The 25,569-nt window shown below is 70.2% G+C and carries 21 protein-coding genes and 2 tRNA genes; 11 read left to right on the top strand and 12 right to left on the bottom strand.

From position 1 onward, the window contains the following. Window positions 1–192: 192 nt before the first annotated feature. From ABNF97_RS04145 to rpmH, 9 genes are all read right to left on the bottom strand, one after another. A complete protein-coding gene (locus ABNF97_RS04145) occupies window positions 193–1,224 on the bottom strand; it encodes a ParB/RepB/Spo0J family partition protein (protein ID WP_130461251.1) in 1,032 nt (343 codons plus the stop codon). Window positions 1,225–1,251: 27 nt separating this feature from the next. Then, window positions 1,252–2,268, bottom strand: coding sequence for a ParA family protein (locus tag ABNF97_RS04140; RefSeq protein WP_486484915.1), 1,017 nt, complete (start codon window positions 2,266–2,268; stop codon window positions 1,252–1,254). Window positions 2,269–3,269: 1,001 nt separating this feature from the next. Further along, window positions 3,270–4,181, bottom strand: a complete 912-nt coding sequence (locus ABNF97_RS04135; RefSeq protein ID WP_349337845.1) for a glycoside hydrolase family 5 protein — start codon at window positions 4,179–4,181, stop codon at window positions 3,270–3,272. Window positions 4,182–4,401: 220 nt separating this feature from the next. Beyond that, window positions 4,402–5,358 carry a 16S rRNA (guanine(527)-N(7))-methyltransferase RsmG gene (locus ABNF97_RS04130; RefSeq protein ID WP_502930437.1) on the bottom strand — a complete coding sequence of 319 codons (957 nt, stop codon included), beginning with the start codon at window positions 5,356–5,358 and terminating at the stop codon, window positions 4,402–4,404. A gap of 7 nt (window positions 5,359–5,365) precedes the next feature. Further along, entirely contained in the window at window positions 5,366–6,040 is a 675-nt protein-coding gene (locus tag ABNF97_RS04125; RefSeq protein ID WP_349337698.1) for a Jag family protein, read from the bottom strand. 218 nt (window positions 6,041–6,258) lie between these two features. Further along, window positions 6,259–7,311 carry a membrane protein insertase YidC gene (yidC, locus tag ABNF97_RS04120; protein WP_130461248.1) on the bottom strand — a complete coding sequence of 351 codons (1,053 nt, stop codon included), beginning with the start codon at window positions 7,309–7,311 and terminating at the stop codon, window positions 6,259–6,261. Beyond that, window positions 7,308–7,601 carry a membrane protein insertion efficiency factor YidD gene (gene yidD, locus ABNF97_RS04115; RefSeq protein WP_486484511.1) on the bottom strand — a complete coding sequence of 98 codons (294 nt, stop codon included), beginning with the start codon at window positions 7,599–7,601 and terminating at the stop codon, window positions 7,308–7,310. Before yidD ends, yidC begins: the two co-directional genes overlap by 4 nt. After that, complete coding sequence (rnpA, locus tag ABNF97_RS04110; RefSeq protein ID WP_130461247.1) at window positions 7,598–8,032, bottom strand: ribonuclease P protein component; 435 nt, start codon at window positions 8,030–8,032, stop codon at window positions 7,598–7,600. The genes yidD and rnpA overlap by 4 nt, the downstream gene beginning before the upstream one ends. Window positions 8,033–8,067: 35 nt before the next feature. Further along, entirely contained in the window at window positions 8,068–8,205 is a 138-nt protein-coding gene (gene rpmH / locus ABNF97_RS04105; RefSeq protein WP_101368834.1) for a 50S ribosomal protein L34, read from the bottom strand. A 622-nt stretch (window positions 8,206–8,827) separates the two neighbouring features. Here rpmH and dnaA point away from each other — a divergent pair. The 5 genes from dnaA (at window position 8,828) to ABNF97_RS04080 (ending at window position 15,637) form a co-directional block, all read left to right on the top strand. Then, a complete protein-coding gene (gene dnaA / locus ABNF97_RS04100) occupies window positions 8,828–10,870 on the top strand; it encodes a chromosomal replication initiator protein DnaA (protein ID WP_349337697.1) in 2,043 nt (680 codons plus the stop codon). A gap of 828 nt (window positions 10,871–11,698) precedes the next feature. Continuing rightward, complete coding sequence (gene dnaN / locus ABNF97_RS04095; RefSeq protein ID WP_349337696.1) at window positions 11,699–12,832, top strand: DNA polymerase III subunit beta; 1,134 nt, start codon at window positions 11,699–11,701, stop codon at window positions 12,830–12,832. 26 nt (window positions 12,833–12,858) lie between these two features. Then, complete coding sequence (gnd, locus tag ABNF97_RS04090; RefSeq protein WP_130461244.1) at window positions 12,859–13,731, top strand: phosphogluconate dehydrogenase (NAD(+)-dependent, decarboxylating); 873 nt, start codon at window positions 12,859–12,861, stop codon at window positions 13,729–13,731. 3 nt (window positions 13,732–13,734) lie between these two features. Beyond that, window positions 13,735–14,910 carry a DNA replication/repair protein RecF gene (recF, locus tag ABNF97_RS04085; RefSeq protein ID WP_130461243.1) on the top strand — a complete coding sequence of 392 codons (1,176 nt, stop codon included), beginning with the start codon at window positions 13,735–13,737 and terminating at the stop codon, window positions 14,908–14,910. 19 nt (window positions 14,911–14,929) lie between these two features. Next, a complete protein-coding gene (locus tag ABNF97_RS04080) occupies window positions 14,930–15,637 on the top strand; it encodes a DciA family protein (protein WP_502930448.1) in 708 nt (235 codons plus the stop codon). 22 nt (window positions 15,638–15,659) lie between these two features. On the opposite strand, the gene ABNF97_RS04075 is transcribed toward ABNF97_RS04080, so the two are convergent. Beyond that, on the bottom strand, window positions 15,660–16,214 hold the full coding sequence (locus tag ABNF97_RS04075; RefSeq protein ID WP_130461242.1) for a hypothetical protein: 555 nt from the start codon (window positions 16,212–16,214) through the stop codon (window positions 15,660–15,662). 579 nt (window positions 16,215–16,793) lie between these two features. Here ABNF97_RS04075 and gyrB point away from each other — a divergent pair. The 6 genes from gyrB (at window position 16,794) to ABNF97_RS04045 (ending at window position 24,265) form a co-directional block, all read left to right on the top strand. After that, window positions 16,794–18,737, top strand: a complete 1,944-nt coding sequence (gene gyrB / locus ABNF97_RS04070) for a DNA topoisomerase (ATP-hydrolyzing) subunit B (RefSeq protein WP_130461241.1) — start codon at window positions 16,794–16,796, stop codon at window positions 18,735–18,737. A 136-nt stretch (window positions 18,738–18,873) separates the two neighbouring features. Next, the gene (gene gyrA / locus ABNF97_RS04065) at window positions 18,874–22,656 is read left to right on the top strand and encodes an intein-containing DNA gyrase subunit A (protein WP_349337694.1); all 3,783 of its coding nucleotides are present in this window, start codon (window positions 18,874–18,876) and stop codon (window positions 22,654–22,656) included. Between the two features lie 3 nt (window positions 22,657–22,659). Further along, window positions 22,660–23,724: a DUF3566 domain-containing protein gene (locus ABNF97_RS04060; protein WP_349337693.1), complete on the top strand. Its 1,065-nt coding sequence runs from the start codon at window positions 22,660–22,662 to the stop codon at window positions 23,722–23,724. A gap of 171 nt (window positions 23,725–23,895) precedes the next feature. Then, a tRNA-Ile gene (locus ABNF97_RS04055) sits at window positions 23,896–23,969 on the top strand. A 43-nt stretch (window positions 23,970–24,012) separates the two neighbouring features. Continuing rightward, window positions 24,013–24,141 carry a DLW-39 family protein gene (locus ABNF97_RS04050; protein ID WP_225945452.1) on the top strand — a complete coding sequence of 43 codons (129 nt, stop codon included), beginning with the start codon at window positions 24,013–24,015 and terminating at the stop codon, window positions 24,139–24,141. Between the two features lie 48 nt (window positions 24,142–24,189). Next, window positions 24,190–24,265: transfer RNA gene (locus ABNF97_RS04045), tRNA-Ala, on the top strand. Between the two features lie 62 nt (window positions 24,266–24,327). On the opposite strand, the gene ABNF97_RS04040 is transcribed toward ABNF97_RS04045, so the two are convergent. Both ABNF97_RS04040 and ABNF97_RS04035 read right to left on the bottom strand, forming a co-directional pair. Next, window positions 24,328–24,609, bottom strand: coding sequence for a tyrosine-type recombinase/integrase (locus tag ABNF97_RS04040; protein WP_349337692.1), 282 nt, complete (start codon window positions 24,607–24,609; stop codon window positions 24,328–24,330). Further along, window positions 24,594–25,568 carry a site-specific integrase gene (locus ABNF97_RS04035; RefSeq protein WP_349337691.1) on the bottom strand — a complete coding sequence of 325 codons (975 nt, stop codon included), beginning with the start codon at window positions 25,566–25,568 and terminating at the stop codon, window positions 24,594–24,596. The genes ABNF97_RS04040 and ABNF97_RS04035 overlap by 16 nt, the downstream gene beginning before the upstream one ends. Window position 25,569 lies beyond the last annotated feature (1 nt).

Raw genomic sequence — 25,569 nt, 5'->3', positions numbered from 1 at the left:
GGCGACCGTGCCGGGTGCCCTGGTTTCACGTGAAACCAGCGACCGCCCGCCTCGGCTCCCGCCCCGGCAGGGCGCACCCCGGCAGATCAATGGGAATGGCCGCGACCCCCGACTATCGAGGGCGCGGCCATCACCACGCTGTCGGACCGGGTCGGCCCACCTCCCAGCGGCCGTGAGGTGGGGACCCGGCGGTCAGACCGACTCGTCGGGCTCGGCGTCCGAGCCCGACATCCCAATGAGGCCGACGATCCGCTCAAGGTCGTCGACGGTGGCGAACTCGATGGTGATCTTCCCCTTGTTCCGCCCGATGTCCACCTTGACCCGGGTGTCGAATCGATCCGAGAGCCGGTCCGCGAGATCCGTCAGCCCTGGGGCGTGGACCTTCGCGCGCCGCTTGGCCGGGCTGGGGCGGCTGGGCGATATCTCGGCCAGCTTCACGACCTCTTCCGTGGCCCGCACCGACAGCCCTTCGGCCACGATCCGCCGGGCGAGTTCCTCCTGCGCCGTCGGATCCTCCAGGCCGAGCAGCGCTCGGGCATGCCCGGCGGAGAGTACACCGGCGGCCACCCGCTTCTGCACCTCCGCCGGGAGGTTCAGCAGCCGGATGGTGTTCGAGATCTGCGGGCGACTGCGGCCGATCCGCCGAGCCAGCTCCTCGTGCGTGGCGCCGAACTCCTCCAGCAGTTGCTGGTAGGCCGCCGCCTCTTCCAGGGGGTTGAGGTTGGCCCGGTGAATGTTCTCCAGCAGAGCGTCCCGGAGCATCGCATCGTCCCGGGTGTCCCGGACGATCGCCGGGATCGACTCCCGGCCGACCGCCTGGGCCGCGCGCCAGCGCCGTTCACCCATCACGAGCTCGAACCGCTCACCGGCAAGCTGGCGTACCACGATCGGTTGGAGGAACCCGACCTCCTGGATCGAGAGCTTGAGCTCCTCCAGGGCCTCCTCGTCGAAGACCTGCCGCGGCTGCTTCGGGTTGGGCACGATCGCGTCGAGCGGAATCTCGGCGAACCGGGCCCCGGGAACGGGCGCCAGATCCGGGACGGCCGGCTGGACCGGAGCGGCCGGTACGGACGCGGACCAGGTGGATTCACCCGGCAGCGATCGCGTTCCCTCCGGTCGGTCGACTGGAGGCTCCGCCGTCACCACCCCGGCCGCTGGTTCCGGTGCGGTGGGAATCAGCGCGCCCAGTCCTCGACCCAGCCCGCCCCGCGGACGGTTCTTCATGCCACGCCTCCCGACGCATCCACCGAGCTATGCATTGCGGCCAACAGACTCTTTGACCCCGCGCATCGCGATCTCCTGGGCCGCCTCGAAGTAGCTCGTGGCGCCCCGCGAACCGGGATCGTAGGTCATCACCGACTGGCCGTAGCTCGGAGCCTCCGACACCCGCACGTTGCGCGGGATCACCGCCTGCAGCACCTTGTCACCAAAATGGTTCCGGACGTCCTGCTCGACCGCGTCCGCGAGCCGGGTCCGCCGGTCGTACATGGTGAGCAGGATCGTCGAGACCTCCAGGGTGGGGTTCAGGTGCTGCCGTACCAGGTTGATGTTGTTGATCAGCTGGTTGAGGCCTTCCAGTGCGTAGTACTCGCACTGGATCGGGATCAGCACCTCCTGGGCGGCGACCAGGGCGTTGACCGTGAGCAGGCCGAGCGAGGGCGGACAGTCGATGAAGACGTAGTCGAACTCGGCCGGGTGGGCGGCGATGGCGCGGGCGAGGCGGGACTCCCGGGCTACCACCGAGACCAGCTCGATCTCGGCACCGGCCAGGTCGATGGTGGCCGGTACGCACCAGAGGTCGGGGATACCCTCGACCCCCTGGGCCACCTCGGCCAGCGGCACGTTGTCGATCAGGCAGTCGTAGACGTCCGGTACGCCGGCATGGTGCGGCACGTTCAGGCCGGTCGAGGCGTTCCCCTGCGGGTCGAGATCCACGACGAGGACACGGTTGCCGTGCAGCGCCAGGGCCACCGCCAGGTTGACCGTGGTGGTGGTCTTGCCGACGCCTCCCTTCTGGTTCGCCACACACATGATCCGTGGCCGGTCCGGACGCGGCATCGTCACCTCACCGCTCGGGTTCAGGATTTGCACAGCGCGCATTGCCTCCATTGCCAACGGGGGATCGTCCTGTTCGCGAGACGAGGTTTCACGTGAAACGTACGCGTCGGACTCGGCGTCCTCAGGGAAGGTCTCCGGTACGGCCGGCGGCGTGTCGGCCGGCGACTCGGACCGGGCTGTCCGGCGGGCGTCCGGCCTCACCCCGTGCACCCCCGGCGCTGCCGACGGCTCGACCGGGACCACCGGAGCCTGAGCCTCGACGGGCGGGGGCATCTGCGCCTGCGCGGCGGGCTGCGGTGCCACCGGCCGTTGCGTTTCCTCCGGCCGTTGCGTTACCTCGGGTGGCGCCGAGAAGGTCGGTGCCGTCGCCCGCCCCGCCGGCCGTCGCCGATCCGGTCCCTTCCCGAACTGCTCCGGCTCCGGTCCGGGTGCCGGTTGCCGGGGCAGATCGGGTGCCGCCCGCTGGTCGACCGCATCCGCTGTGAACGGTGAGCCCACCGAGGGATACCCCGGCCCGGCGGGCTCGGGTATGCCGGGCGGCGGCGTGACCCGGGCGGTGCCACGAGTCGGACCTGGCGGCGGTATGGCCTCGTACCCGGTCGGCTGGCCGTCGGAGCCGTCACTCCGGACCGGCGGCCGGGTTCGACCGCTGGCAGACCAACCTTCGTAGTCGGTTTCACGTGAAACATCGGCGCCGCCGGAGTGGTACCCCCCGGAGTCCGTCATCTCTGGATCGTCATACCTACCGTTGTCATGCACCGTGTCATCCCTGCCAGCTTCGGATGGTGTCGGCCCGGTCAGCGCCCATGCCCGCGCCTCGGGCGTTAGCGTGCGGCCCGGCGAAGAAGCAGCGAAGGGCCTGAGGCGCCACCCGCCGCCCGGTCTACACTATCGACGCGCGGTCAGCCTACGGCCGTCGGGCGACCGGGGCCACGGCTGTCCGTAGGATGAAAACCGGCCGTGGCGCAGATCTTGCCCTCAGGGATCGGGTCTGATCAGCGGATTCGACGCCTCGGCCCGACTGCCGACAATTGTGACTTTGATTGCTCCGGCCGATCGACCGTTTCCCGGCGGGTGTCGTCCGGGCGAACTCGATGTGGCAGAGAACCCCGGAAATCTGGCTCGTCGAAGTTGAGCGGGGTTGAGGTGTCCGCGGTGGCGTCGGGTGGTCGCGGTGCGGGTGCGTAGTTTCAGGATTGCCGTAGGGAGGCTCAGCTGGGCGTGGCCGTGCCGCGGTCGGGCCCGAGCAGCGCCTCCTTCAGCGGCTCCCGCCAGGCGTCAGCGGCCGGGTCGTACGCGCCGAAGTCGGTGCCGAACTCCCAGTAGATCCAGCCGATGCCGAGCCTCTCGGCTGTCTGGCGCACGGCGCGGGTCCATCGGGCGCGGGCCGCCGGGTCGGCTCGCTCGTACGCGCCGAACTCCCCGATGAAGAGCCGCTGCCCGGCATCGCCGGCCCAATCGGCTGCGCGGCGCAGGTCCGCCTCGACGGCCGCCAGGTCGGCCGCGCTGCCCCAGCTCGTGCCGAGCCACCTGTCGGCGCCGGCAACCCAGTGCGCGCCCTGGTGGGTGAAGGCGAACGGTGCGTAGTAGTGGATGGTCACTGCCAGGTGTGGGTCGTCGGGCAGGCGCAGCGCCGGCAGCACGGCAAGGTCGTTCATCGCCGTGGGTCCGACGACCACCGTCCGGGTCGGGTTGGACTCGCGTACGACCGCCAGCGCGGGCTCAACCAGCGCGTTCCACTGCTCGTCTGTCATCGGCGGGCGTGGCTCGTTCAGTAACTCGAACCACAACCGCGACGGCCGGTCGGCATACCGGGTGGCGATCTGCCGCCACAACGCGAGGAACAGGTCGGTGTTGCCCGCCGGGTCGTCCTGCATCTCGTGGAAGTGGTGCAGGTCGAGGACCACGGCGAGTTCATGGGCGAGCGCCAGACCGACGGCCCGGTCGACGCGGGCGAAGAACACAGGATCGATCGGGTACGGCGCAGTGCGCGCGGCGTGCCCGGCCCACCGGGCTGGCAGCCGCACGGTGTCGAAGCCGGCCTGGCGCACCGCCTCGAAGTAGCGCTCGGACAGTTCGAGCCCTTCGCCCGGCGGCGCGTCGAGGGCGTTGCCGAAGTTCATCCCGAGCACGATGCCCACCCTACGGACGCCCGGCGGCGCCACCGGTGCGACATCCTTGCCGAGTACATGGGCCCGGACGTAGCTGGGGCAGGCGCAACCCGGCCGGACCGTGCGCCCAACGTGTCGGCATACGAACCCTCAACCGAAGAGCCGGTAATCTTTCGACATACATCGAAACAGTCCCGGCCGCCTGCCGCTGCCGGCGGCGACGACGCCTCCGTCAGAGCGTCGACGCCTCACCGGGACGGTCCTGTCGGCCGCGGCCCGGGGTCGGACGACCGCGCCGGCCGACCGACGCACCCGGTGCCGGCATTCGGCCGGCACGCTCCCGGACCACCTCCACAACTGTCGTCGGCGGGTCGACCACCCCGCGGCCGGCCTGCCGGACGATCGGCGGCGCTCCGCCGAGCCGGCGTACCGCGTCGGCGTGCTCGGCCACCTCCTCGGCGGCGCTGGCTCCCTTGAGCGCCAGCAGGCGTCCACCGGGCACGGCGAGCGGAAGGCACCAGCCGGCGAGCCGGTCGAGCGGAGCGACGGCGCGAGCCGTCACGACATCGGCGGGCACCCGCAACCCCGCCGGGAGGTTCGCCAGGTCGAGCGGGCCGCCGGCCTCGACGGAGAGCGGCCCGTCGGCCTCCACCACCGACGGACGGTTGGCGCGACCACCCCGCCGTCGCCGAGCGCCGGTACCCTCGCGCCGGCTCGCGGCAAGTTCCTCCGCCCTGGCCCGGACCACTGTGACGGTGTCCGCGAGGTCGAGCGCGGCGACCACCTCGGCCAGGAACACCGCTCGCCGGGCCAGCGGCTCGACCAGTGTGACGGCCAGGTCCCGCCGGGCGATCGCGAGGACGATTCCCGGGAGCCCGGCGCCGGAGCCGACGTCCACGACGGAGGCGTCGACCGGCAGCAGTTCCACCACCGCCGCGCAGTTGAGCAGGTGCCGATCCCAGATCCGGGGCGTCTCACGGGGGCCGATCAAGCCACGCAGTACGCCCGGGCCGGCCAGCAGTTCCGCGTACGCGACGGCGAGCGGAAGCCGATCCCCGAAGAGGGTACGGGCCGGCTCGACGAGTTCCGCCGGAAGCGGCACGGCAGGGGACCCGTCGTCTCCGCCCGGAACAGGCGACGGCCCGGGCGGCGGTTCGCCACCCGGGCCGGAAACCGATCGGTGGGTCATCGACCGCTCAGTCGACCGGTCGTACGACGATCCGGCGGTTCGGCTCGACGCCCTCGGACTCGCTCTCCACCCCGGCGATGGCGTTCACCACGTCGTGCACGCACTTGCGCTCGAAGGCGGACATCGGCTCCAGCCGGACGGCCTCGCCGTGCTGCTTGACCTTCTCGACCGCGTTCTTGGCGACGGCGGAAAGCTCCTTGCGGCGGGTCGCCCGGTAGCCACCGACGTCCAGCAGCAGCCGGCTGGGCGTTCCGGTCTGCCGGAACACGGCGAGCCGGGTCAGCTCCTGGAGTGCCTCCAGGGTGGCGCCGCGCTGCCCGACCAGCGCCTGCAGGCGCCCGCCGACCACCTCGACCACCGGCCGGCCGGCGGAGACCAACTCGTCGATGTCGCCGTCGTAGTCGAGGATGTCGAGCAGCCCTTCGACGTAGTCGGCGGCTATCTCGCTCTGCCGGAACAGGTCGGCGTCGCTGGTCGCCGCTGCCGGCTTTCCGCCGTTGTTGCCGCCCTGCTCGACCTCGTCGCCCTCCACGTCGTCGTCCTGCTCCGGGCCGGCGTCCGCGTTGTCCTCGGCGACCGCAGCGGCCGAGGTGGTTTCGGCGTCCTCGGGCGAGCCCGCCGGCAGGACCGGGTCAGCGTCGCCGGTGGGCTGCTCGGCGCGCGGAATACTGGTGTCGGTCACCGTCTCATCTCCGTACTCTCTCTGCCGGACCGTACGGTCCCGCTGGTTTCCCGGGCCCGACGGGAGATCGCCGAGTGCCACGGGCACGTCTGCACGGGCAACGATGCCCGACGTCACGGGGCGCGGCGGATTCCGGCCGGCGCCAGCGCTGGTGTGGCAGCACGGCCCGAAGTCCTACCCGGCCACCGATCGACAGTCGCGGTCGGTGGCCGGTCGCGTCAACCCTGACGCTTCGCCGGACGCCCCTTCTTGGGGTTGACCGGCTTGGCGCCCGGCTTGGGAGCCAGCGCCTTCGTGTCGACGGCCGGCTTCTCCGGCTGCGCGCCGTTGGCCTTGGACCGCCCGAACCGTCCGGCGGGCTTCGCCGGCTTGCCGGGCTGCACCGGCTTGCGGGCGTCGGTGCCCCGGCGGGTGCCGCCTGCGGTTCCGGTGGTACGCCGGGCAGCCGACTCGCCCGGCTTCGGCAGCCGGCCGGGGGTCGGCGGCGGCGGGTACTTGCGCAGCACCCACTGCTGCTGGCCGAGGGTGAAGAGGTTGTTGGTGACCCAGTAGATGACCACACCGATCGGGAAGATCGCGCCGGAGACCAGCAGCGAGGCGGGGATGCCGTAGAGCATCAGTCGCTGGATCATGCGCTGCTGCGGGTCCTCGGCCCACCCGGTCTTCAGGATCATCTGCCGGCTGGTCAGGTAGGTGGTGGCGATCATGATGGCGACCAGGACGCCGGCCAGGATCTTCACCGAGGTGCCGCTGGCGTTCAGCTGGGCCAGTTCCGCCGCGGTGGAGCCGAACTTGGCGGCGATCGGCACGTCGAAGAGCCGGGCGTGGGTCGCGCTCTCAAACTGCGTCTCGGTCCAGCCGTACAGGGTCTTCTGCTCGTTCGTCGGGCTGAGCCGGCGCAGCACGTGGAAGAGGCCGATGAAGACCGGAGCCTGCAGGAAGATCGGAAGGCAGCCCATCAGCGGGTTGGCCTTCTCCCTCCGGTAGAGCTCCATCATCTCCTTCTGGAGCGTCTCCCGGTCACCCTTGTGCTTCTCCTGGAGGGCCTTGAGCTGGGGCTGGAGCGCCTGCATCGCCCGCTGCGACTTGATCTGCTTGACGAAGATCGGGAAGAGGACCACCCGCAGGGTGACCACCAGGAAGATGATCGCCAGGATCCAGGACCAGTTGGTGCCCAGGACCGCGTTCTCCGACACTCCGATGGCGTCCCAGGCGGAGTGCCAGCTCAGCAGGACCCACGAGATCGCCCAGTAGATCCAGTCGAGACTCAATTCGGGGCTCCAGTCACATCGGCATGGCGGCGTGCGCCCGGCTCCGGTACCGGGTCAAATCCACCGGGGTGGAAGGGGTGGCAGCGCAACAGCCGCCGGACCGCCAGGACGGCTCCCCTGAGCGCACCGTGCCGCGCGACCCCCTCCAGGGCGTACGCGCTGCACGACGGGTAGAACCGACAGCGGGCCGGCAGCGCCGGGCTTATCCAACGACGGTACGCGACGATGGCTCCGGCCAGCACTCGGGCACCGAGTGTCATTCCCGGCGTACCGTCGGGCGGCGCCGTCATCGGGACCGCCGGGGGGACTTCCGGGGCGCGAGCGCCGCCGCGATCGCGGCGTCCAGGTCGGCGCCGAGCCGGGCGTAGGAGACCTCGGCGGCGCCGGGAAGTGCGCGTACCACCAGGGTCGTGCCGGCCGGCAGGCCCGGCAGCCGATCGCGGACCAGGTGTCGCAGCCGACGCCGGACCCTGTTCCGGACCACCGCGCCACCCACCGCCTTGGAGACGACGAAGCCGGCCCGGGCCGGCGCGGGCTGATCTCCCGCGCCGGCGCTGCGAGCCGGCTGCGATGTCGTCGTGGTCATCGGGAAAGAAGGTGGACCGGGGTCACCGGCCGGATCGAGATGGACCACCACGGATCCTCGACCGGCACGACGCCCACCCCGGATCGCCGCGGCGAAGTCACTGCTGCGCCGCAGTCGCTGTGCGGCCGCCAGCACGACTGCCTACATCCCCGGATCGGCCCTGCCAGCCGTCAGGCCGACAGGCGGGTGCGACCCTTGCCACGGCGGGCCGCGATGATGGCGCGACCAGCCCGGGTGCGCATGCGCAGCCGGAAGCCGTGGGTCTTCGCGCGCCGGCGGTTGTTCGGCTGGAAGGTGCGCTTGCTCACGTCAGGCTCTCCGTCGTCGTACGCCCCGGTCGTGCGACAGCGGGGTCGTGTGATTGTCAGGCGTCGACCGCCGGGACGGCCGGGTGCCGATGCCGTCCAGGCATCAGCGACGGCCTGTGTCGGGCCGCGGTCAACAGTCTCCCGTCACCCTAGCAGAGGGGTGGGAGAGCAACCGTTGGAGCCTACGCAGCCCAACAACCGCCGTCAAACGACCATGATCGGTGACCGTCGCCGGGCCGAGGACGGTCGGCGGGGTTTTCGCTGATGTCGACAGGTCTCCTCGGGACTGACGGTTGAAGGGTTGTGGACAACGCTGTTAGCGTGCCCGATTGCACGTCAGCGTCAAGGGGTGGGGATGCCGCTGGCGGGCAAAACCGGACAAGCTCGTCGATCGTTCGACAGATGAACCCGCGTCAACGCCGGTCGAGCCGGGGGCCGACGACACGGCCGCCCGGCCGGGCGACACAATCGGTCGATACACAGGCTGTGGATAACCTGTGGACGGCGCCGGCAACCGCCGAGCGCCGCGTCGTGCCTGTTCGAGCACGTCAGCAAGCCTGGAACGGTCGACTGGAACGACAACGGCGGCCGGAGACGCAGAGGCGATGGGGGTGGCGCGACGGTGGCCGACACGATCGACCTTGGCGCGGTGTGGGCGGCGACGACCGAGGAGCTGGCAGACGAGATCATCTCGGCCCAGCAGCGCGCCTATCTCCGGCTCACCCGGTTGCACACCATCATCGAGGACACCGCGCTGCTCTCCGTACCGGACGCCTTCACCCGGGACGTGATCGAGTCGCGACTCCGCCCGGCGATCACCGAGGCGCTCTCCCGCCGGCTGGGCCGGGCCGTCCAGGTGGCGGTCACCGTACGGCCGCCGGAGGACGGTCAGTCCCGCCCGGCCGGCTCCGGCTATCCGGCCGGCACCGAACCGGCGGGGACGGCCGTACCCGCGGGGTATCCCGTCCCCGGCGGTGCGCCCGGCTATTCGGGCGGCGCCGACCAGCCCGGTGGACACGACGGTGCCGACGCGTCGGCCGGCTACGACCCGGATCCCGCCGGGTACGCCGACCCCGACCCGCCCGGCGGATACCGGGCCGAGCCGCTCCGCTTTCCCGGCGGGTTCCCCGGTGAGTCCGAGCGGGAGTACCCGGTCCGACCCGAGCAGGAGTTTCCGGCCGGTGCCGGCCCTGAGGCGCCCGAGCGCCGGAACCCGGTGCCGGACCAGGCCGACGGCCGTAAGCCGCCGACGTTCACCGGCTCGGCGCAGGTGCCTCCCGGTGGTGCCGGACGCCACGACACCGCCCGGGGCAACCTGATCCCGGCCAGCCGGGACGGACAGGAGCCGCTGTTCAGCGCGCCGTACCCGGAGCCGTACCGGCCGAGCGCTCCGCACCAGGACCGGCGGGGCTTCGACGAGCGGGGGGGCGAGACCGGGGACCTCGGCCAGTTCGGGGACCACCGGCCGGCCGACCGCCGGTACCACGACACCCGGGACGGCGCCGGACGGCTCGGACCGGGTCGGGACGGCGGGCCGGACAACGGTCCGGGTCGGGGCGGCGGCAACGCCCTACACCGGCCGGGTGGCCGGGACGACCGCCGGCCGGGCGGGGTGGGCGGGGCCGGGGACGTCGGCGGCAACCGGCTCAACCCAAAGTACATGTTCGAGACTTTCGTGATCGGCTCGTCCAACCGGTTCGCCCACGCGGCGTCGGTCGCGGTCGCCGAGTCACCGGCCAAGGCGTACAACCCGCTGTTCATCTACGGCAGTTCCGGCCTGGGCAAGACCCACCTGCTGCACGCCATCGGGCACTACGCGACGACGTTGGGCAACGCCCGCTCGGTCCGGTACGTCTCGACCGAGGAGTTCACCAACGACTTCATCAACTCGCTGCGGGACGACAAGACGAGTGCGTTCCAGCGCCGCTACCGGGACGTCGACATCCTGCTGATCGACGACATCCAGTTCCTGGAGAACCGCGAGCGGACCCAGGAGGAGTTCTTCCACACCTTCAACACCCTGCACAACGCCAACAAGCAGATCGTGATCACCTCGGACCGGAAGCCGAAGGACCTGGCGACGCTGGAGGACCGGCTGCGTACCCGGTTCGAGTGGGGGCTGCTCGCCGACATCCAGCCGCCCGACCTGGAGACCCGGATCGCGATCCTGCAGAAGAAGGCGGCCCAGGAGCGGCTCTTCGCCCCGCCGGACGTGCTGGAGTTCATCGCCTCCCGGATCGCCAACTCGATCCGGGAACTCGAGGGGGCGCTGATCCGGGTCACCGCGTTCGCGTCGCTGACCCGGTCACCGGTCGAGCTCGCACTGGCCGAGGAGGTGCTCCGGGACTTCATCCCGGACGGCTCCGGGCCGGAGATCACCGCCGACCAGATCATGATCTCCACCGCAGACTACTTCGGGGTGAGCCTGGAGGACCTGCGCGGGCAGTCCCGGTCCCGGGTACTCGTCAACGCCCGACAGGTGGCGATGTACCTGTGCCGGGAGCTGACCGACCTGTCGCTGCCCCGGATCGGCCAGGCGTTCGGCGGGCGTGACCACACCACCGTGATGCACGCCGACCGGAAGATCCGGCAGCAGATGGCGGAACGCCGCTCGCTCTACAACCAGATCGCCGAGCTGACCAACCGGATCAAGCAGAACACCTGACCCGACCAACCGGACCCGCGAGGGCCGGGTACGGGCCGCACCGGTCCGTACCCGGCCCTCGGTCGTACCCGGCCCTCGGTCCGGTCCCCGGCCGGTCGTACCGCCGATCGGGTGGCACCGGACCGGAGCTGCCGCCGGAGGTGGCGTCGCGGCAGGGCCGGGAGGCGTCCCGTCGTGCACGGGCGGTCCGTTGTACCCAGGCTGTCCACAGCCGGTTGTCCACCGTCGGTGGATAACCTCGGTTCGGCCTCCGACGGAGAACCCACAACCTGTGGACAAGGGTTGGGGAAACGTGTGTGGACAGTTACCGACGGTTACGGAGTTGTCCACCGGTCGCGGCGGCCTGTGTACGGGCTGTTGAAGGTTCTGGGGACAGTGCCTATCGATCTTTGTCCGGCTGTACCCACAGATGGGGAAAAGCCGGTGGGTAACCCGGTGGATGACCGGTGGACAAGCGTGGACAACTTCGCGGACGGCGGTGCCTGTGGATCGCGACCCCGGTTCCGACCCCGGTTGTCCACACCTCGTACACCGGTGGACAAAGCGCTGACCTGCGCAGAGGTCGCCTCTCCACAGTTTGCACAGCACCGATGAAGACGATTGAGTTATCTCTTCAAGAGAACAAAAACCAATCATCGGCGTTGGGCATCCTGTGGACTCTTTTGATCCGTCGTACCCACGGGTCAGGATCTGCCGAAGTACCGGGGCCGGACGCACAGCCGATGCGACCGGGTCCTAAGGTGCGAGGAAGACCCGCACGGTTGGCGGGGCCGGAAGGCGGCCGCCGGCATGAGACAGTTGTCGCTGACGTCGACCCGGAGGCATGGCATGAAGTTCCGCGTGGAGCGTGACGCGCTCGCCGACGCCGTGGCGTGGACCGCGAAGAGTCTGCCCAACCGTCCCTCGGTCCCGGTGCTGGCCGGCGTACTGCTCCGGGTCGGTGAGGGCGGGTTGCACGTCTCGGGCTTCGACTACGAGGTGTCCAGCCAGGTGACCGTCGACGTGCAGAGCGAGGCGGAGGGGGCGGCCCTGGTCTCCGGCCGGCTGCTGGCCGAGATCACCAAGGCGCTGCCCGCGAAGCCGGTGGACATCGCCGCCGCCGGGGCGCACCTGGAACTGGTCTGCGGCAGTGCCCGGTTCACCCTGCCGACGATGCCGGTCGAGGACTACCCGACCCTGCCGGAGATGCCGGGCAGCGCCGGCACCATCGACGCGGCCACCTTTGCCGCCGCGGTCGGCCAGGTCGCGATCGCCGCCGGCCGGGACGAGACGCTGCCGATGATGACCGGGGTACGCATCGAGCTGAACGGCTCGACCCTGGCGATGCTCGCCACCGACCGCTACCGGCTGGCGCTGCGCGAGATCGAGTGGCGGCCGGACGACCCGGAGGTCAGCATCAACGCGCTGGTGCCGGCCCGGACCCTGCACGACACCGCCAAGGCCCTCGGGCCGCTCGGCGGCGACGTCACGATGGCGCTCGCCCAGGGCGCCGCCGGTGAGGGGCTGATCGGGTTCGCCGGCGGTACCCGTCGGACCACCAGCCGGCTGCTGGACGGCGCCAACTACCCGCCGGTGCGGTCGCTCTTCCCCGCCAGCTCCAACGCGGAGGCCCGGGTCGCGGTTTCCGCACTCGTCGAGGTCGTCAAGCGGGTGTCGTTGGTCGGCGGCCGGACCACGCCGGTGCTGCTCAACTTCAGCTCGGACGGCCTCGTCGTCGAGGCCGGCAGCACCGAGGAGGCCCGGGCGAGCGAGGCGATGGACGCCACCTTCACCGGGGAGCCGCTGACCATCGGCTTCAACCCGCAGTACCTGATCGACGGACTCCAGAACCTCGGCTCGGCGCTCGCGGTCTTCACCTTCGTCGACGCCTTCAAACCCGCGGTGATCTCCCCCTCCGGGGAGGACGGGGAAATCATCCCCGGCTATCGCTATCTGATCATGCCGATCAGGGTCACCCGCTGATCGCACCGGTTCTGGAAGGAAAGTTCATGCAACTCGGCCTGGTGGGCCTCGGCCGAATGGGCGGCAACATGCGCGAGCGACTGCGCGCCGCCGGGCACGAGGTGATCGGCTACGACCAGAACCCGGCGCTGTCCGACGTGGCGAGCCTGGCGGAGTTGGCCGAGAAGCTGGCCGCACCCCGGGCGGTCTGGGTGATGGTGCCGGTGGCCTACACCGAGTCGACCGTCGACGGGCTGATCGAGGTTCTCTCGGCCGGAGACATCGTCATCGACGGTGGCAACTCCAAGTTCAGTGACGACCTGCCCCGGGCGGAGAAGCTCGACCGGCACGGCCTCGGCTACATCGACGTCGGGGTCTCCGGCGGCATCTGGGGGCGGGAGAGCGGCTACGGCCTGATGGTCGGCGGCGACGAGCAGCACGTCGGACGGCTGATGCCGATCTTCGACGCGCTCAAGCCGGAGGGCGAGTTCGGCTTCGTGCACGCCGGACCGGTCGGCGCCGGGCACTACGCCAAGATGGTGCACAACGGCATCGAGTACGGCCTGATGCAGGCCTACGCCGAGGGCTACGAGCTGCTCACCGCCTCCGAACTGGTGACCAACGTGCCGGGTGTCTTCAAGTCCTGGCGGGACGGCACCGTGGTCCGGTCCTGGCTGCTCGACCTGCTCGACCGGGCTCTCGACGAGGACCCGGAGCTGGCCCAGCTCAGCGACTACACCGAGGACACCGGCGAGGGACGCTGGACGGTGGACGAGGCGGTCCGGCTCGCCGTACCGCTGAACGTCATCACCGCCGCGCTCTTCGCCCGGTTCGCCTCCCGCCAGGAGGACTCGCCGGCGCTGAAGGCCGTCTCCGCACTGCGTCAGCAGTTCGGCGGGCACGCCGTCCGCAAGTACTGACCCGTGTACGTCCGCCGGCTCGAACTGGTCGACTTCCGCTCGTACGAGCGGGTCGGGGTCGACCTGGAGCCGGGTGGGAACGTGTTCGTCGGCCCGAACGGGGTGGGCAAGACCAACCTCGTCGAGGCGCTCGGCTACGTCGCGACCCTGGCCAGCCACCGGGTCGCCACCGACGCCCCGCTGGTCCGGGCCGGTGCCGCGACGGCGGTGCTCCGGTGCGCGATCGTGCACGACGGCCGGGAGCTGCTGGTCGAGCTGGAGATCGCGCCGGGCCGGGCCAACCGGGCCCGGTTGAACCGTTCGCCCGCTCGCCGGGCCCGAGACGTGCTCGGTGCGCTGCGGCTGGTGCTCTTCGCCCCGGAAGACCTGGAACTGGTCCGGGGCGACCCGGCCGAGCGACGGCGCTACCTCGATGACCTGCTGGTCACCCGGATGCCGCGGTACGCCGCCGTCCGCACCGACTACGAGCGGGTGGTGAAGCAGCGCAACGCGCTGCTGCGTACCGCCTATCTGGCCCGGAAGACCGCCGGTGGGCGGGGACGGGCCGCCCGCGCCGACCCCGAGCGAGCGGCCGAGGGCGGCGGCGACCTGTCGACCCTGGCGGTCTGGGACACCCACCTGGCCCGGCACGGGGCGGAGTTGCTGGCCGGCCGGCTGGAGCTGGTTGCCGCGCTCGGCCCGCACGTGACGAAGGCGTACGACGCGGTGGCGGCGGGGCGCGGCGCGGCGTCGATCGCGTACCGGCCGTCGGTGGAGTTGACCGACCCGGTGCCGGACCGGTCGACGCTGGAGGCGGCACTGTCGACCGCGCTGGCCGAGGCCCGGTCGGCGGAGATCGACCGTGGCATGACACTGGTCGGGCCACACCGCGACGAGCTGACCCTCACCCTCGGCGCCCTGCCCGCCCGGGGGTACGCCAGCCACGGCGAGTCCTGGTCGTACGCGCTGGCGCTCCGGCTCGCCGGCTACGACCTGCTCCGCGCCGACGGCGTCGAACCGGTGCTGGTGCTCGACGACGTCTTCGCCGAGCTGGACAGTGGCCGCCGGGATCGTCTTGCCGAACTGGTCGCGGGGGCCAGCCAGCTCCTGGTGACCTGCGCGGTCGCCGACGACGTACCGCAGGCGCTGCGGGGCGCCCGGTACGAGGTCTCGGACGGGCGGGTGTCCCGTGACGACTGACCCGGGGGCGTCCCGTCCGGTGCGGGCGCCGGCCGATCGGGACCGGCCGCGTGCTACGACGCCCGGCCCGGCCCGGCCCGACCCGACCGAGTCGGCGGGTGCCCCCGACCCGACCGAGTCGGCGGGTGCCCAGGCCGACCCGACGGCGGCCGGAGACGGCGAGCTGGCCGGCCCGGCGCTGGCCCGGGCGGTCCTCGATGCCGCACTCGCCAAGCGGAGGGCGTCCGGCCCGCGTCGGCGTACCCCGGAGGGAGGCGACCTGGACGCGGACCCGGCGGCCGACGGCGCGGCGGGCGGTGCCGGCTCGGCCGGTGGCCGGGCGGGCGGGCAGCGGCGCCGGCCGCGCGGCTACTCCGGACCCGGGCCAGATCCCCGGGATCCGCAGTTGCTGGGTACGGTGCTGGCCCGGCTGGTGAAGGCCCGGGGCTGGCAGCAGCCGGCCGCCGAGGCGACCGTCTTCGGCGCCTGGGAGCGGGTGGTCGGCCCGGACGTGGCCGAGCACAGCCGCCCGGTGAAGCTGGAGAACGGCGAACTCACGGTCGAGGCCGAGTCGACGGCGTGGGCGACGCAGCTCCGGCTGCTCGCCGGCTCGCTGCTGCGGCGGATCGCCGCCGAGGTCGGGCACGGCGTGGTCCGTCGGCTGCACGTGCACGGCCCGACGGCGCCGTCCTGGTCCCGGGGTCCGCGACGGGTGCTCGGCCGTGGCCCCCGGGACACCTACGGCTGAGTCGCCGGTGGCGGGGGAACGGTCAGGAGTCGGCGTAGACGGCGAAGCCGCGTTCGGCGCACCTGCGGTAGAAACCGGCCAGTACGGCCAGCTCGGAGCGGGGGAAGCTCCACTGCGGCGGCGCCCCGGACTCGTCGCGCAGTGCGTCGAGCCGGCTGTCCAGCCAGCGCAGTTGCTGCTCGGCCAGGCGGCCGTCGGCCAGCGCGGCCCGCAGTACGGCGCTGACCGTGTCGAAGGTCACGGACTCGCCGTGTTCGCGGTGCCCGTCCACGAAGCGTTCCAGACCGCCGGCTATCCAGGCGCAGCCGTCCGGGTCGATCACCGGGTCCTCGTCCTCGGCCGCGGCCTCGGTGGCGTAGAGCACCCCGTCCAGCCCGAGTAGCAGGTCGACCAGCTCGGTGTAGGCGGTTGCCCGGACCGAACCGTTCTTCGCGATGTAACCGGCGAGGGCCGCGGTCGGCGCGGCCACCTCGGGCGCGTCGGCCAGCTCGCCGAAGTCGACGAACTCGGCCGGAGCGACCGGATCGTAGAAGCGGCCGGTCCGCGGCCAGCGCACCGCGACGTTGTCCAGCCCCATCGGGCGTCACCTCTCCATGCACCTGACGAAACCGGTCGGTTGAACCGCCCGATGCGCTTACCGGGCATCCTGGCCACGGAGCTTACTTCCGGCGTCGCCAAGTTACGGCACCGCTCACCCTCCGCGCGACCCCCGGGTGGGTACGCCCATCCTGACCTCTACCGGGCGCCGACGGCCGGGCTGGGGGGTCTCGGCCGGTGAGGGCGGGACGGTCCCCCGGATCCGGCCCCGATTGGATCTCAGGCGTGTGGGGGGAGTCGTGGGCGAGGGGGTACGGCCGCCTACGAGGTTCTCAGGGCGCCGCGCAGGGGTGCCGCATACCCAATATGTCATCTGGGCACAGTAGGATTGACGGCGAGACGACGACACGGTGTGGAGCGGGATCCGGATCCCGGAATCGGTCCGGCCGGCACCGCACCGGGTCCGAGCCGATCGCGATCCGTGGGCAGCCGCGGCGACCGGCGCGTTCGACCGTACCCGGAACTCCTCGTGGTGCCGGTCCGCGCGCCTGTCGCGGGCCGCCCACCGAACCCGCGCAGCCACGCCCGCAGGGTGTGGACGCGCGAGAAAGTGGCCAAGGTGGCAGCGCAGAAGAAGCAGGAGTACGGCGCCGAGTCGATCACCGTTCTGGAGGGCCTGGAGGCCGTCCGCAAGCGGCCCGGTATGTACATCGGATCGACCGGTGAGCGGGGTCTGCACCACCTGGTCTGGGAGGTCGTCGACAACGCGGTGGACGAGGCGCTCGCCGGCTACTGCGACACCATCGAGGTGGTGCTGCTCGCCGACGGCGGGGTCCGGGTCACCGACAACGGGCGGGGTTTCCCCGTCGACCTGCACCCGAAGCTGAAGAAGCCGGGCGTCGAGGTGGCGCTGACCGTGCTGCACGCGGGCGGCAAGTTCGACGGCAAGGCGTACGCGGTCTCCGGCGGTCTGCACGGCGTCGGTGTCTCGGTGGTGAACGCGCTCTCCACCCGGATGTTCGTGGAGATCCACAAGGACGGCTACGTCTGGCGTCAGAGCTACCACAACTCCAAGCCCTCACCGCTGGAGAAGGGTGAGACCACCAACATCACCGGATCGTCGGTTTCCTTCTGGCCGGACCCGTCTGTCTTCGAGAGCGTCGACTTCGTCTTCGAAACCATCTACCGCCGGATCCAGGAGTACGCCTTCCTCAACCGGGGGCTGACCATCCAGCTCCGGGACGAGCGGGTGCAGGAGGAGGACGGCAAGCCGCGCGAGGTGACCTTCTGCTACAAGAACGGCATCTCCGACTTCGTGCGCCACCTCAACGCCTCCAAGAGCCCGATCCACAAGACCGTGGTCGAGTTCGGGGCCGAGGAGGAGGGGATGTCGGTCGAGATCGCCATGCAGTGGAACGAGTCGTACGGCGAGTCGGTCTACACCTTCGCCAACACCATCAACACGCACGAGGGCGGTACCCATGAGGAGGGCTTCCGGGCGGCGTTGACCAGCGTGGTCAACCGGTACGGCGCGGACAAGAAGCTGCTCAAGAACGACGAGAAGCTCTCCGGCGAAGACATCCGGGAGGGGCTGGCGGCGATCATCTCGGTCAAGCTGACCAACCCGCAGTTCGAGGGGCAGACCAAGACCAAGCTCGGCAACACCCCGGTGAAGAGCTTCGTGCAGCGGGTCTGCAACGAGTGGCTGATCGACTGGTTCGACCGGAACCCGGGCGAGGCCAAGCTGATCATCACCAAGGCGACCCAGGCGGCCCGGGCCCGGATCGCGGCACAGCAGGCCCGCAAGCTGGCCCGGCGCAAGTCGCTGCTGGAGTCCGGCTCGATGCCGGGCAAGCTGGCTGACTGCCAGTCCACCGATCCGCGCGAGTCCGAGGTGTTCATCGTCGAGGGTGACTCGGCGGGCGGCTCGGCGAAGCAGGGCCGGGACCCGCGTACCCAGGCGATCCTGCCGATCCGGGGCAAGATCCTCAACGTGGAGAAGGCCCGCATCGACCGGGTGCTGAAAAACAACGAGGTCCAGGCGCTGATCACCGCGCTCGGTACCGGCATCCACGACGACTTCGACATCGAGAAGCTGCGCTACCACAAGATCGTTCTGATGGCCGATGCCGACGTCGACGGGCAGCACATCCAGACCCTGCTGCTGACCCTGCTGTTCCGGTTCATGCGGCCGCTGGTCGAGCTGGGGCACGTCTACCTGGCCGCACCGCCGCTCTACAAGATCAAGTGGAACCGCAAGGGCGACGACGCCCAGTACGCCTACTCCGACCGGGAGCGGGACGGGCTGATCGCGCTGCGCCAGCAGAAGAAGCCGAACGCCAAGCCGGACGACATCCAGCGGTTCAAGGGTCTGGGCGAGATGAACTACCCGGAGCTGTGGGAGACCACGATGAACCCGGCGACGCGCACCCTCCGCCAGGTCACCCTGGACGACGCGGCCACCGCCGACGAGCTGTTCAGCGTCCTGATGGGCGAGGACGTGGAGGCACGCCGCTCGTTCATCCAGCGCAACGCCAAGGACGTCCGGTTCCTCGACATCTAGTGGCGGTACGGCGGTCCCCGGGTCGGCCGAACGGTTGACCGGGACCGCCGTTTCCACACAGTTATCCACAGCTTCCACGGTTTCCACAGCCGTTATCCACAGCGAAACACGGCTTTGAGTCTGATAAGGGTTGACAGTGACGGATATTCCCGAGTCCTCCGCTAACGAGCCGGAGCAGGAAGCGGCCGCGAGCGCGGTAGCCCAGCACGACCGGATCGAGCCGGTCGGGCTCGAGGTGGAGATGCAGCGCTCCTACCTCGACTACGCGATGAGCGTGATCGTCGGGCGGGCGCTGCCGGACGTACGGGACGGGTTGAAGCCCGTACACCGGAAGATCCTCTACGCCATGTTCGACTCGGGCTACCGCCCGGACCGGGGGTACGTGAAGTGCTCCCGGGTGGTCGGCGACGTGATGGGTCAGTTCCACCCGCACGGCGACTCGGCGATCTACGACGCGCTGGTCCGGATGGCCCAGACCTGGTCGCTGCGCTACCCGCTGGTCGACGGCAACGGCAACTTCGGTTCGCCCGGAAATGATCCAGCTGCGGCGATGCGTTACTGCATCAGCGGAAATGCCCGAATTCGTGCCGCCGAGGGGTCGGTTCGGATCGACCAGATCGTTCCCGGTGCCGCGCCCAGCTCCGAGACCGACATCGACCTCAAGGTCCGGGACCGCAACGGCGACCTGGTCCGGGCCTCGAAGTTCTTCCACTCCGGCGAGCATCCGACGCTGCGGCTGCGCACCCGCGAGGGCTACGAGCTGACCGGTACGCACAACCATCCGGTGCTCTGCCTGGTGCAGGTGGCCGGGGTGCCGACCCTCCTCTGGAAGCTGCTCGCCGAGGTCCGCCCCGGTGACCGGGTGGTGCTTCAGCGGACGGTGCCGGACGAGATCGGCTACCCGATGCTGGAGCACGTCGAGGCGGCGGTCCTGGCCGGCGCACTCGTCAGTGAAGGGTGGACGTCCCAGGAGCGCGTCGGGTTCGACAACTGTGACCGAGAGTTCTTTGTCCGGATACTTGCCGCCTACGACCTCGCAGTGGGAGGTCGACGGCACGTCGGTACCGAGACGACGGTGACGGGGAAGACGCTGCACAAACTGCGCGGCTGGCGGGACGACGTGGCTCGTTCCATCGTCGGCGAGTTGGTCGGGGCGCGGAGCGCGGCGAAGTTCGTGCCGGAGTTCGTCTGGCAGGGGCCGGCGGCGGTCAAGCGGGCCTTCCTGCAGGCACTGTTCGAGGGCGACGGCTCGTCCTCGCTGCTGCCCCGCAACACGATGCAGATCTCGTACTCGACCCGGAGCGAGCGGCTGGCCCGTGAGGTCCAGCAACTGCTGCTGGAGTTCGGCGTGATCAGCAGGCAGTGCCGGTACGACAACGGCGAGATCAAGGTCGTGGTGACCAACCGGCGCGACGCCCGGCTCTTCGCGCAGCACGTCGGTTTCCTCGGCCGCAAGCAGGCGAAGCTGGAGTCCGAGCTGGCCGGCTCGCCGGGCAGCAGCACCGCGTTGTCGAGCGATCACGTGCCGTACGTCGGCGATTTCATCCGCGAGCACGGCGCGCAGCGTTGGACCGAGCGGGACTGGCTGCGCCGGCACAACGTCGACCGGATCGAGCGCTGGGAGCGGGACCGGGACGAGATCCTGGCCCGGATCACCGACCGGGAGGTGCGCGACGTCGTCGAGCCGCTGGTGGACGGCCGGTTCTACTACGCCAAAGTCGCCGAGGTTGCCGATGCGGGCGTGCAGCCGGTCTACAGCCTGCGGGTCGACACCGACGACCACTCCTTCGTCAGCAACGGATTCGTCAGCCACAACACCGAGTGCAAGCTCGACCCGCTCGCCATGGAGATGCTCCGGGACATCGACGAGGACACCGTCGACTTCCAGGACAACTACGACGGCCGGGCCAAGGAGCCGACGATCCTGCCGTCCCGGATTCCGAACCTGCTGGTGAACGGCTCCGAGGGCATCGCGGTCGGCATGGCCACCAAGATTCCGCCGCACAACCTGCGGGAGATCGCCGACGCGGTGCAGTGGTGCCTGGAGAACCCGGACGCCGACGAGGCCACCACGCTCGACGCGCTGATCGGGATCGTCAAGGGGCCGGACTTCCCGACCCACGGGCTGATCGTGGGGACCACCCCGATCCAGGACGCCTACCGGACCGGGCGGGGCTCGATCCGGATGCGCGCGGTGGTGGAGGTGGAGGAGGACAAGAAGGGCCGGACCAGCCTCGTCGTCACCGAGCTGCCGTACCAGGTCAACCCCGACAACCTGGCCGAGCGGATCGCCGAGCTGATCAAGGAGGGCAAGCTCGCCGGGATCGCCGACATCCGGGACGAGTCCTCCGGGCGTACCGGCATGCGGATCGTGCTGGTGCTCAAGCGCGACGCGGTCGCCAAGGTGGTGCTGAACAACCTCTACAAGCACACCCAGCTCCAGGAGACCTTCGGCGCCAACATGCTGGCCCTGGTCGACGGGGTGCCGCGCACGCTCAACCTGGCCCAGTTCATCCGGCACTACGTCGACCACCAGATCGACGTGATCCGGCGGCGTACGGCGTACCGGTTGCGCAAGGCCGAGGAGCGGGCGCACATCCTGCGGGGTCTGGTCAAGGCGCTGGACGCGCTGGACGAGGTGATCGCGCTGATTCGGCGGTCACCGACGGTGGAGGAGGCCCGGCAGGGCCTGATCCAGCTCCTCGACATCGACGAGGTGCAGGCCACCGCGATCCTGGACATGCAGCTCCGCCGGCTCGCCGCGCTGGAGCGTCAGAAGATCATCGACGAGTTGGCCAAGATCGAGCTGGAGATCGCCGATCTCAAGGACATCCTGGCCAAGCCCGAGCGGCAGCGGAGGATCGTCTCCGAGGAGCTCGGCGAGATCGTGGCCAAGTGGGGCGACGAACGCCGGACCAAGATCGTGCCCTTCGAGGGCGAGGTCTCGATGGAGGACCTGATCGCCCGCGAGGACGTGGTGGTCACCATCACCCGGACCGGGTACGCCAAGCGGACCAAGGTCGACCTCTATCGCTCCCAGCGTCGGGGCGGCAAGGGGGTCAGTGGCGCGACGCTGCGTCAGGACGATATCGTCAGCAACTTCTTCGTCTGCTCCACGCACGACTGGATGCTCTTCTTCACCAACAAGGGGAGGGTCTACCGGGCCAAGGCCTACGAGTTGCCGGAGGCCAGTAGGGTGGCGAGAGGCCAGCACGTGGCGAATCTGCTCGCCTTCCAGCCCGACGAGCAGATCGCCCAGGTGATCGAGATCCCGGACTACCAGGTCGCGCCGTATCTGGTACTGGCCACCAGGAACGGTCTGGTGAAGAAGACGAGGTTGGAGGAGTTCGATTCCAACCGCTCCGGCGGCATCATCGCGATCAACCTCCGCGACGAGGACGAGCTGGTCGGAGCGGCGCTGGCGGGACCCGGGGACGACCTCCTACTGGTGTCCAAGAAGGCGCAGGCGATCCGGTTCAACGCCACCGACGAGGCGCTCCGGCCGATGGGCCGGGCCACCTCCGGAGTGATCGGGATGCGGTTCACCGACGACGACGTGCTGTTGGCGATGGAGGTGGTCCGCGAGGGCATGGACCTGGATGTCCTCGTGGCGACGAACGGGGGTTACGCGAAACGTACCCCGATCGAGGTGTACCCCGTGCAGGGTAGGGGAGGTAAAGGGGTGCTGACCGCGAAGATCACAGAGCGCCGCGGCGGTCTGGTCGGCGCGGTCGTCATCAGCCCGGACGACGAGCTGTTTGCCATCACCAGCAACGGCGGTGTGATCCGGACTCCGGTGAAGCCTGTACGCCGAACGCGTGATCGGAACACAATGGGGGTCAAACTGATGGACCTACCAGACGGCGTGACTATTGTGGCGATTGCTCGCAATGCCGACGAGCCTGACGAACAGGACTAGTTGATGACGGAGACACAGGCGAAGTCGGGGGCTGCGGGGACCTCGGCCAACCCGGTCGACGAGGAGACCGCCGCCAGCGGTGCCCCGGCGACCGGCCGCGCGGCCGTCGGCCGTGCGATGGTCAGTGCCGACACGCCGTCCCCCAAGTTCACCCGGGCGCCGGGCATGCCGCCGCCACCCGACCAGCTGCCCGAGGAGTCGACCACGCCGTCGGCCGGGGCAGCCGAGGACGGAAAGCCGGCGGCTGCGACGACGGAAGCCGCGGCTGCCGCGACGTCTCCGGCGGCAACCGCCGCGGCTTCCCGGGGCAGCTCCGGAGTGGACCGGTCCGATCAGGCGGGCAAGAGCGACTCCACCGTCACCAGCCGGCTGGAGCGGCCCGCCGAGGCGAACCGTACCGAGCGGATCCCCGGCCGTACCGACCGACCGGGCTCTGCCGGTGCCACCAGCGCCGCCGAGGCGACCCAGCCGATCTCCGGGGGCGCGCCGCAGGGCGCGTTCCGGCCGGGGCGGGCCGGTGGGGGTGCCCCGGCGGCGGGCAGCAGCCGGTTCGGCCTCGGCGGCACGGCGACGCGTACCGCGACGGGTGCTCCCGGAACCGCGGGCGTCGGCACGGCAGCCCCGGGCGCGGTCGGCGCAGCCCGGGTGACCGAGGCGGTCCGCGCGGCCCGCAGTACGGTCAGCTCCGCCGCCTCCCGCGGTCCCCGCCGGGCCCGGCTGAACCTCAAGCGGATCGACCCCTGGTCTGTGATGAAGTTTTCGTTCGCCGTCTCGCTGGTGCTGTTCATCGTGGTCATCGTCGCGACCTCCGTGCTCTACCTGGCGCTCGACGCGATGGGCGTCTTCGACAGTGTGAACGGCACGCTGGCCGACATGATCAATGCGAGCGGCGGTCAGAGCGGCAACACCTTCCAGATCACCGCCAAGGGCGTCATCCTCACCTCCGGCCTGATCGGGCTGGTGAACGTGGTGCTGTTCACCGCGCTGGCCACCCTCGGTGCGTTCATCTACAACGTCTGCGCCGACCTGGTCGGCGGTGTCGAGTTGACCCTCGCCGAGCGCGACTGAGCGGCAGGACAGCGGCTACCGACGCCGGGGCTCCGCAAAGCGGTGGCCCCGGCGCTCGTCGTTCCGGTACGGTACGGTCTGCGTCGTACCTGGTCGACGGGTCGGGTTCCGAACCGTCGCCCCGAGTTGGGGTCGGCGCCGGAGGTACGGTAACCTTGCTCGTCGCAGCGGGGGGCTATAGCTCAGTCGGTTAGAGCGCAGAGCTGATAACTCTGAGGTCGATGGTTCGATTCCATCTAGCCCCACTTCATACCGTCCGACGGCCTGTCGAGCGTGAGGGATGCGTCCATGTTGAAGAAGATCCTGCTCGTTGTCGGCGTGGTGGGTGTCGCGGCTCTCGTCTACAAGAAGGTCAAGGAATCCAACGACGAGCGCGCCCTCTGGCACGAGGCCACCACCGCACCCGACCTGCGGTAGGTCGTCGACCGGACCGCCTGTCATCCTCGGGGCGGCATCGTCCCGCCCGGGGCCGTAGCTCAACTGGCAGAGCACTGCCTTTGCAAGGCAGGGGTTAGGGGTTCGAGTCCCCTCGGCTCCACCACACATTGCCCTGATCAGGGGTAACGCTTGATGTAAGATCATCGACTACAACGTCAGTACAATCTAGGCTTGATCTTGGTTCGTCGTGGTGCGGTTCGACCGGGCAGACGCCGAGCGGAGAACCGAGCCGATCACGCCCCGAGGACGCTCCCGCTTCGGCCACCAGTGCACGTAGGTCTCCAGCGTGATCCGCAGCGTCTTGTGTCGGAGCAGCCGCTGCACCTCCTGCGGTTCGGCGTGATTCGTGATCAGCGTGGTGGCGAAGAAGTGCCGCAGCGCGTGGAAGCCCCGTATTCCTTCGGCCAGCCGGCCGCGTCCCGCCAGCCGGCCTACTCGCGGGACCACGTCCGATCGGTGGACGGGTTGCCGTGGGTGGTGGTGAACAGCAGCGGCACCGACCGCCGAGCGGGTTCCCCGGTGGTGAGGTCGACGAGGTTGACCGAGACGGGCGGAAAGTCGCGGGTGTGCTCGTCGAGGACCTGGGCGACGACGGGGTCCAGGTCGACCGTGCCGGACGATCCCGCCTTCGGCTCACTCAGGTAGAAGCCGCCGTGCTCCTGCGGCGCGTACCGGAGTTGCTGGATGATGTGCAGCTCTGCCCGGTCGGAGTCGACACAGCGTGCGCCATCCTCCATGCCGAGTGCTTCGCCCAGCCGGCAACCGTGCCCCGCCCCCAGCCAGATGGCCGCCCGATACCGGGCCGGTACGGCGTCGAGCAGTGCCAACACCTCATCTTCGGTCGGTACCCACTTCGGGGCACGGGACAGGCCGCGTAGCACCTGGGCGAGCTTCACCCCGTCGCAGGGGTTATCCGTAATGATCTTGTCGGTCATTGCGGCGTTGAGTACGGCGTCGAGCAGTTCGAAGTACAGCTTGAGCGACGACTTTGGGGTGCCCTGGTCGAGCCGGCGGGTGAGCCATTCCAGCACCGCCGTGAGCCGAATCGTGCGGAGCGGATGACTGCCGAACACCGGGTAGAGGTGGCATCGAAGGTTCGACTCGACCCGCTTGCGGGTTTCGAGCGCCCAGCCGATCTCGCGGGACAGCCGCCACCGCTCGCCGTACTCCTGGAAGGTCACCTTGCGTTTGGCCTGCTCGACCCTGAGCTCATCGGCGATGCCAGAACGCGCCCGCGCGTCGAAGGCGTCGGCGTCAGCCTTCCGCTCGAAGAATCGGGTACGCGGTTCCCCGGCAGCGTCGGTGAACCGGACGCGCCAGCGCTTGCCCTGGCCGTGCCGCTTGGCCGGTTGGCGCTTGCCGTTCGCACCACGGTCCTTCAGGTACCACAGGTCATCGATGGGCATG

It is taken from the genome of Plantactinospora sp. B6F1 (genome assembly GCF_040120695.1).
Classification (GTDB): Bacteria; Actinomycetota; Actinomycetes; order Mycobacteriales; family Micromonosporaceae; genus Plantactinospora.
Note: the sequence above shows the minus strand (reverse complement) of the source record. Positions and strands in the feature narration are given on the sequence as shown.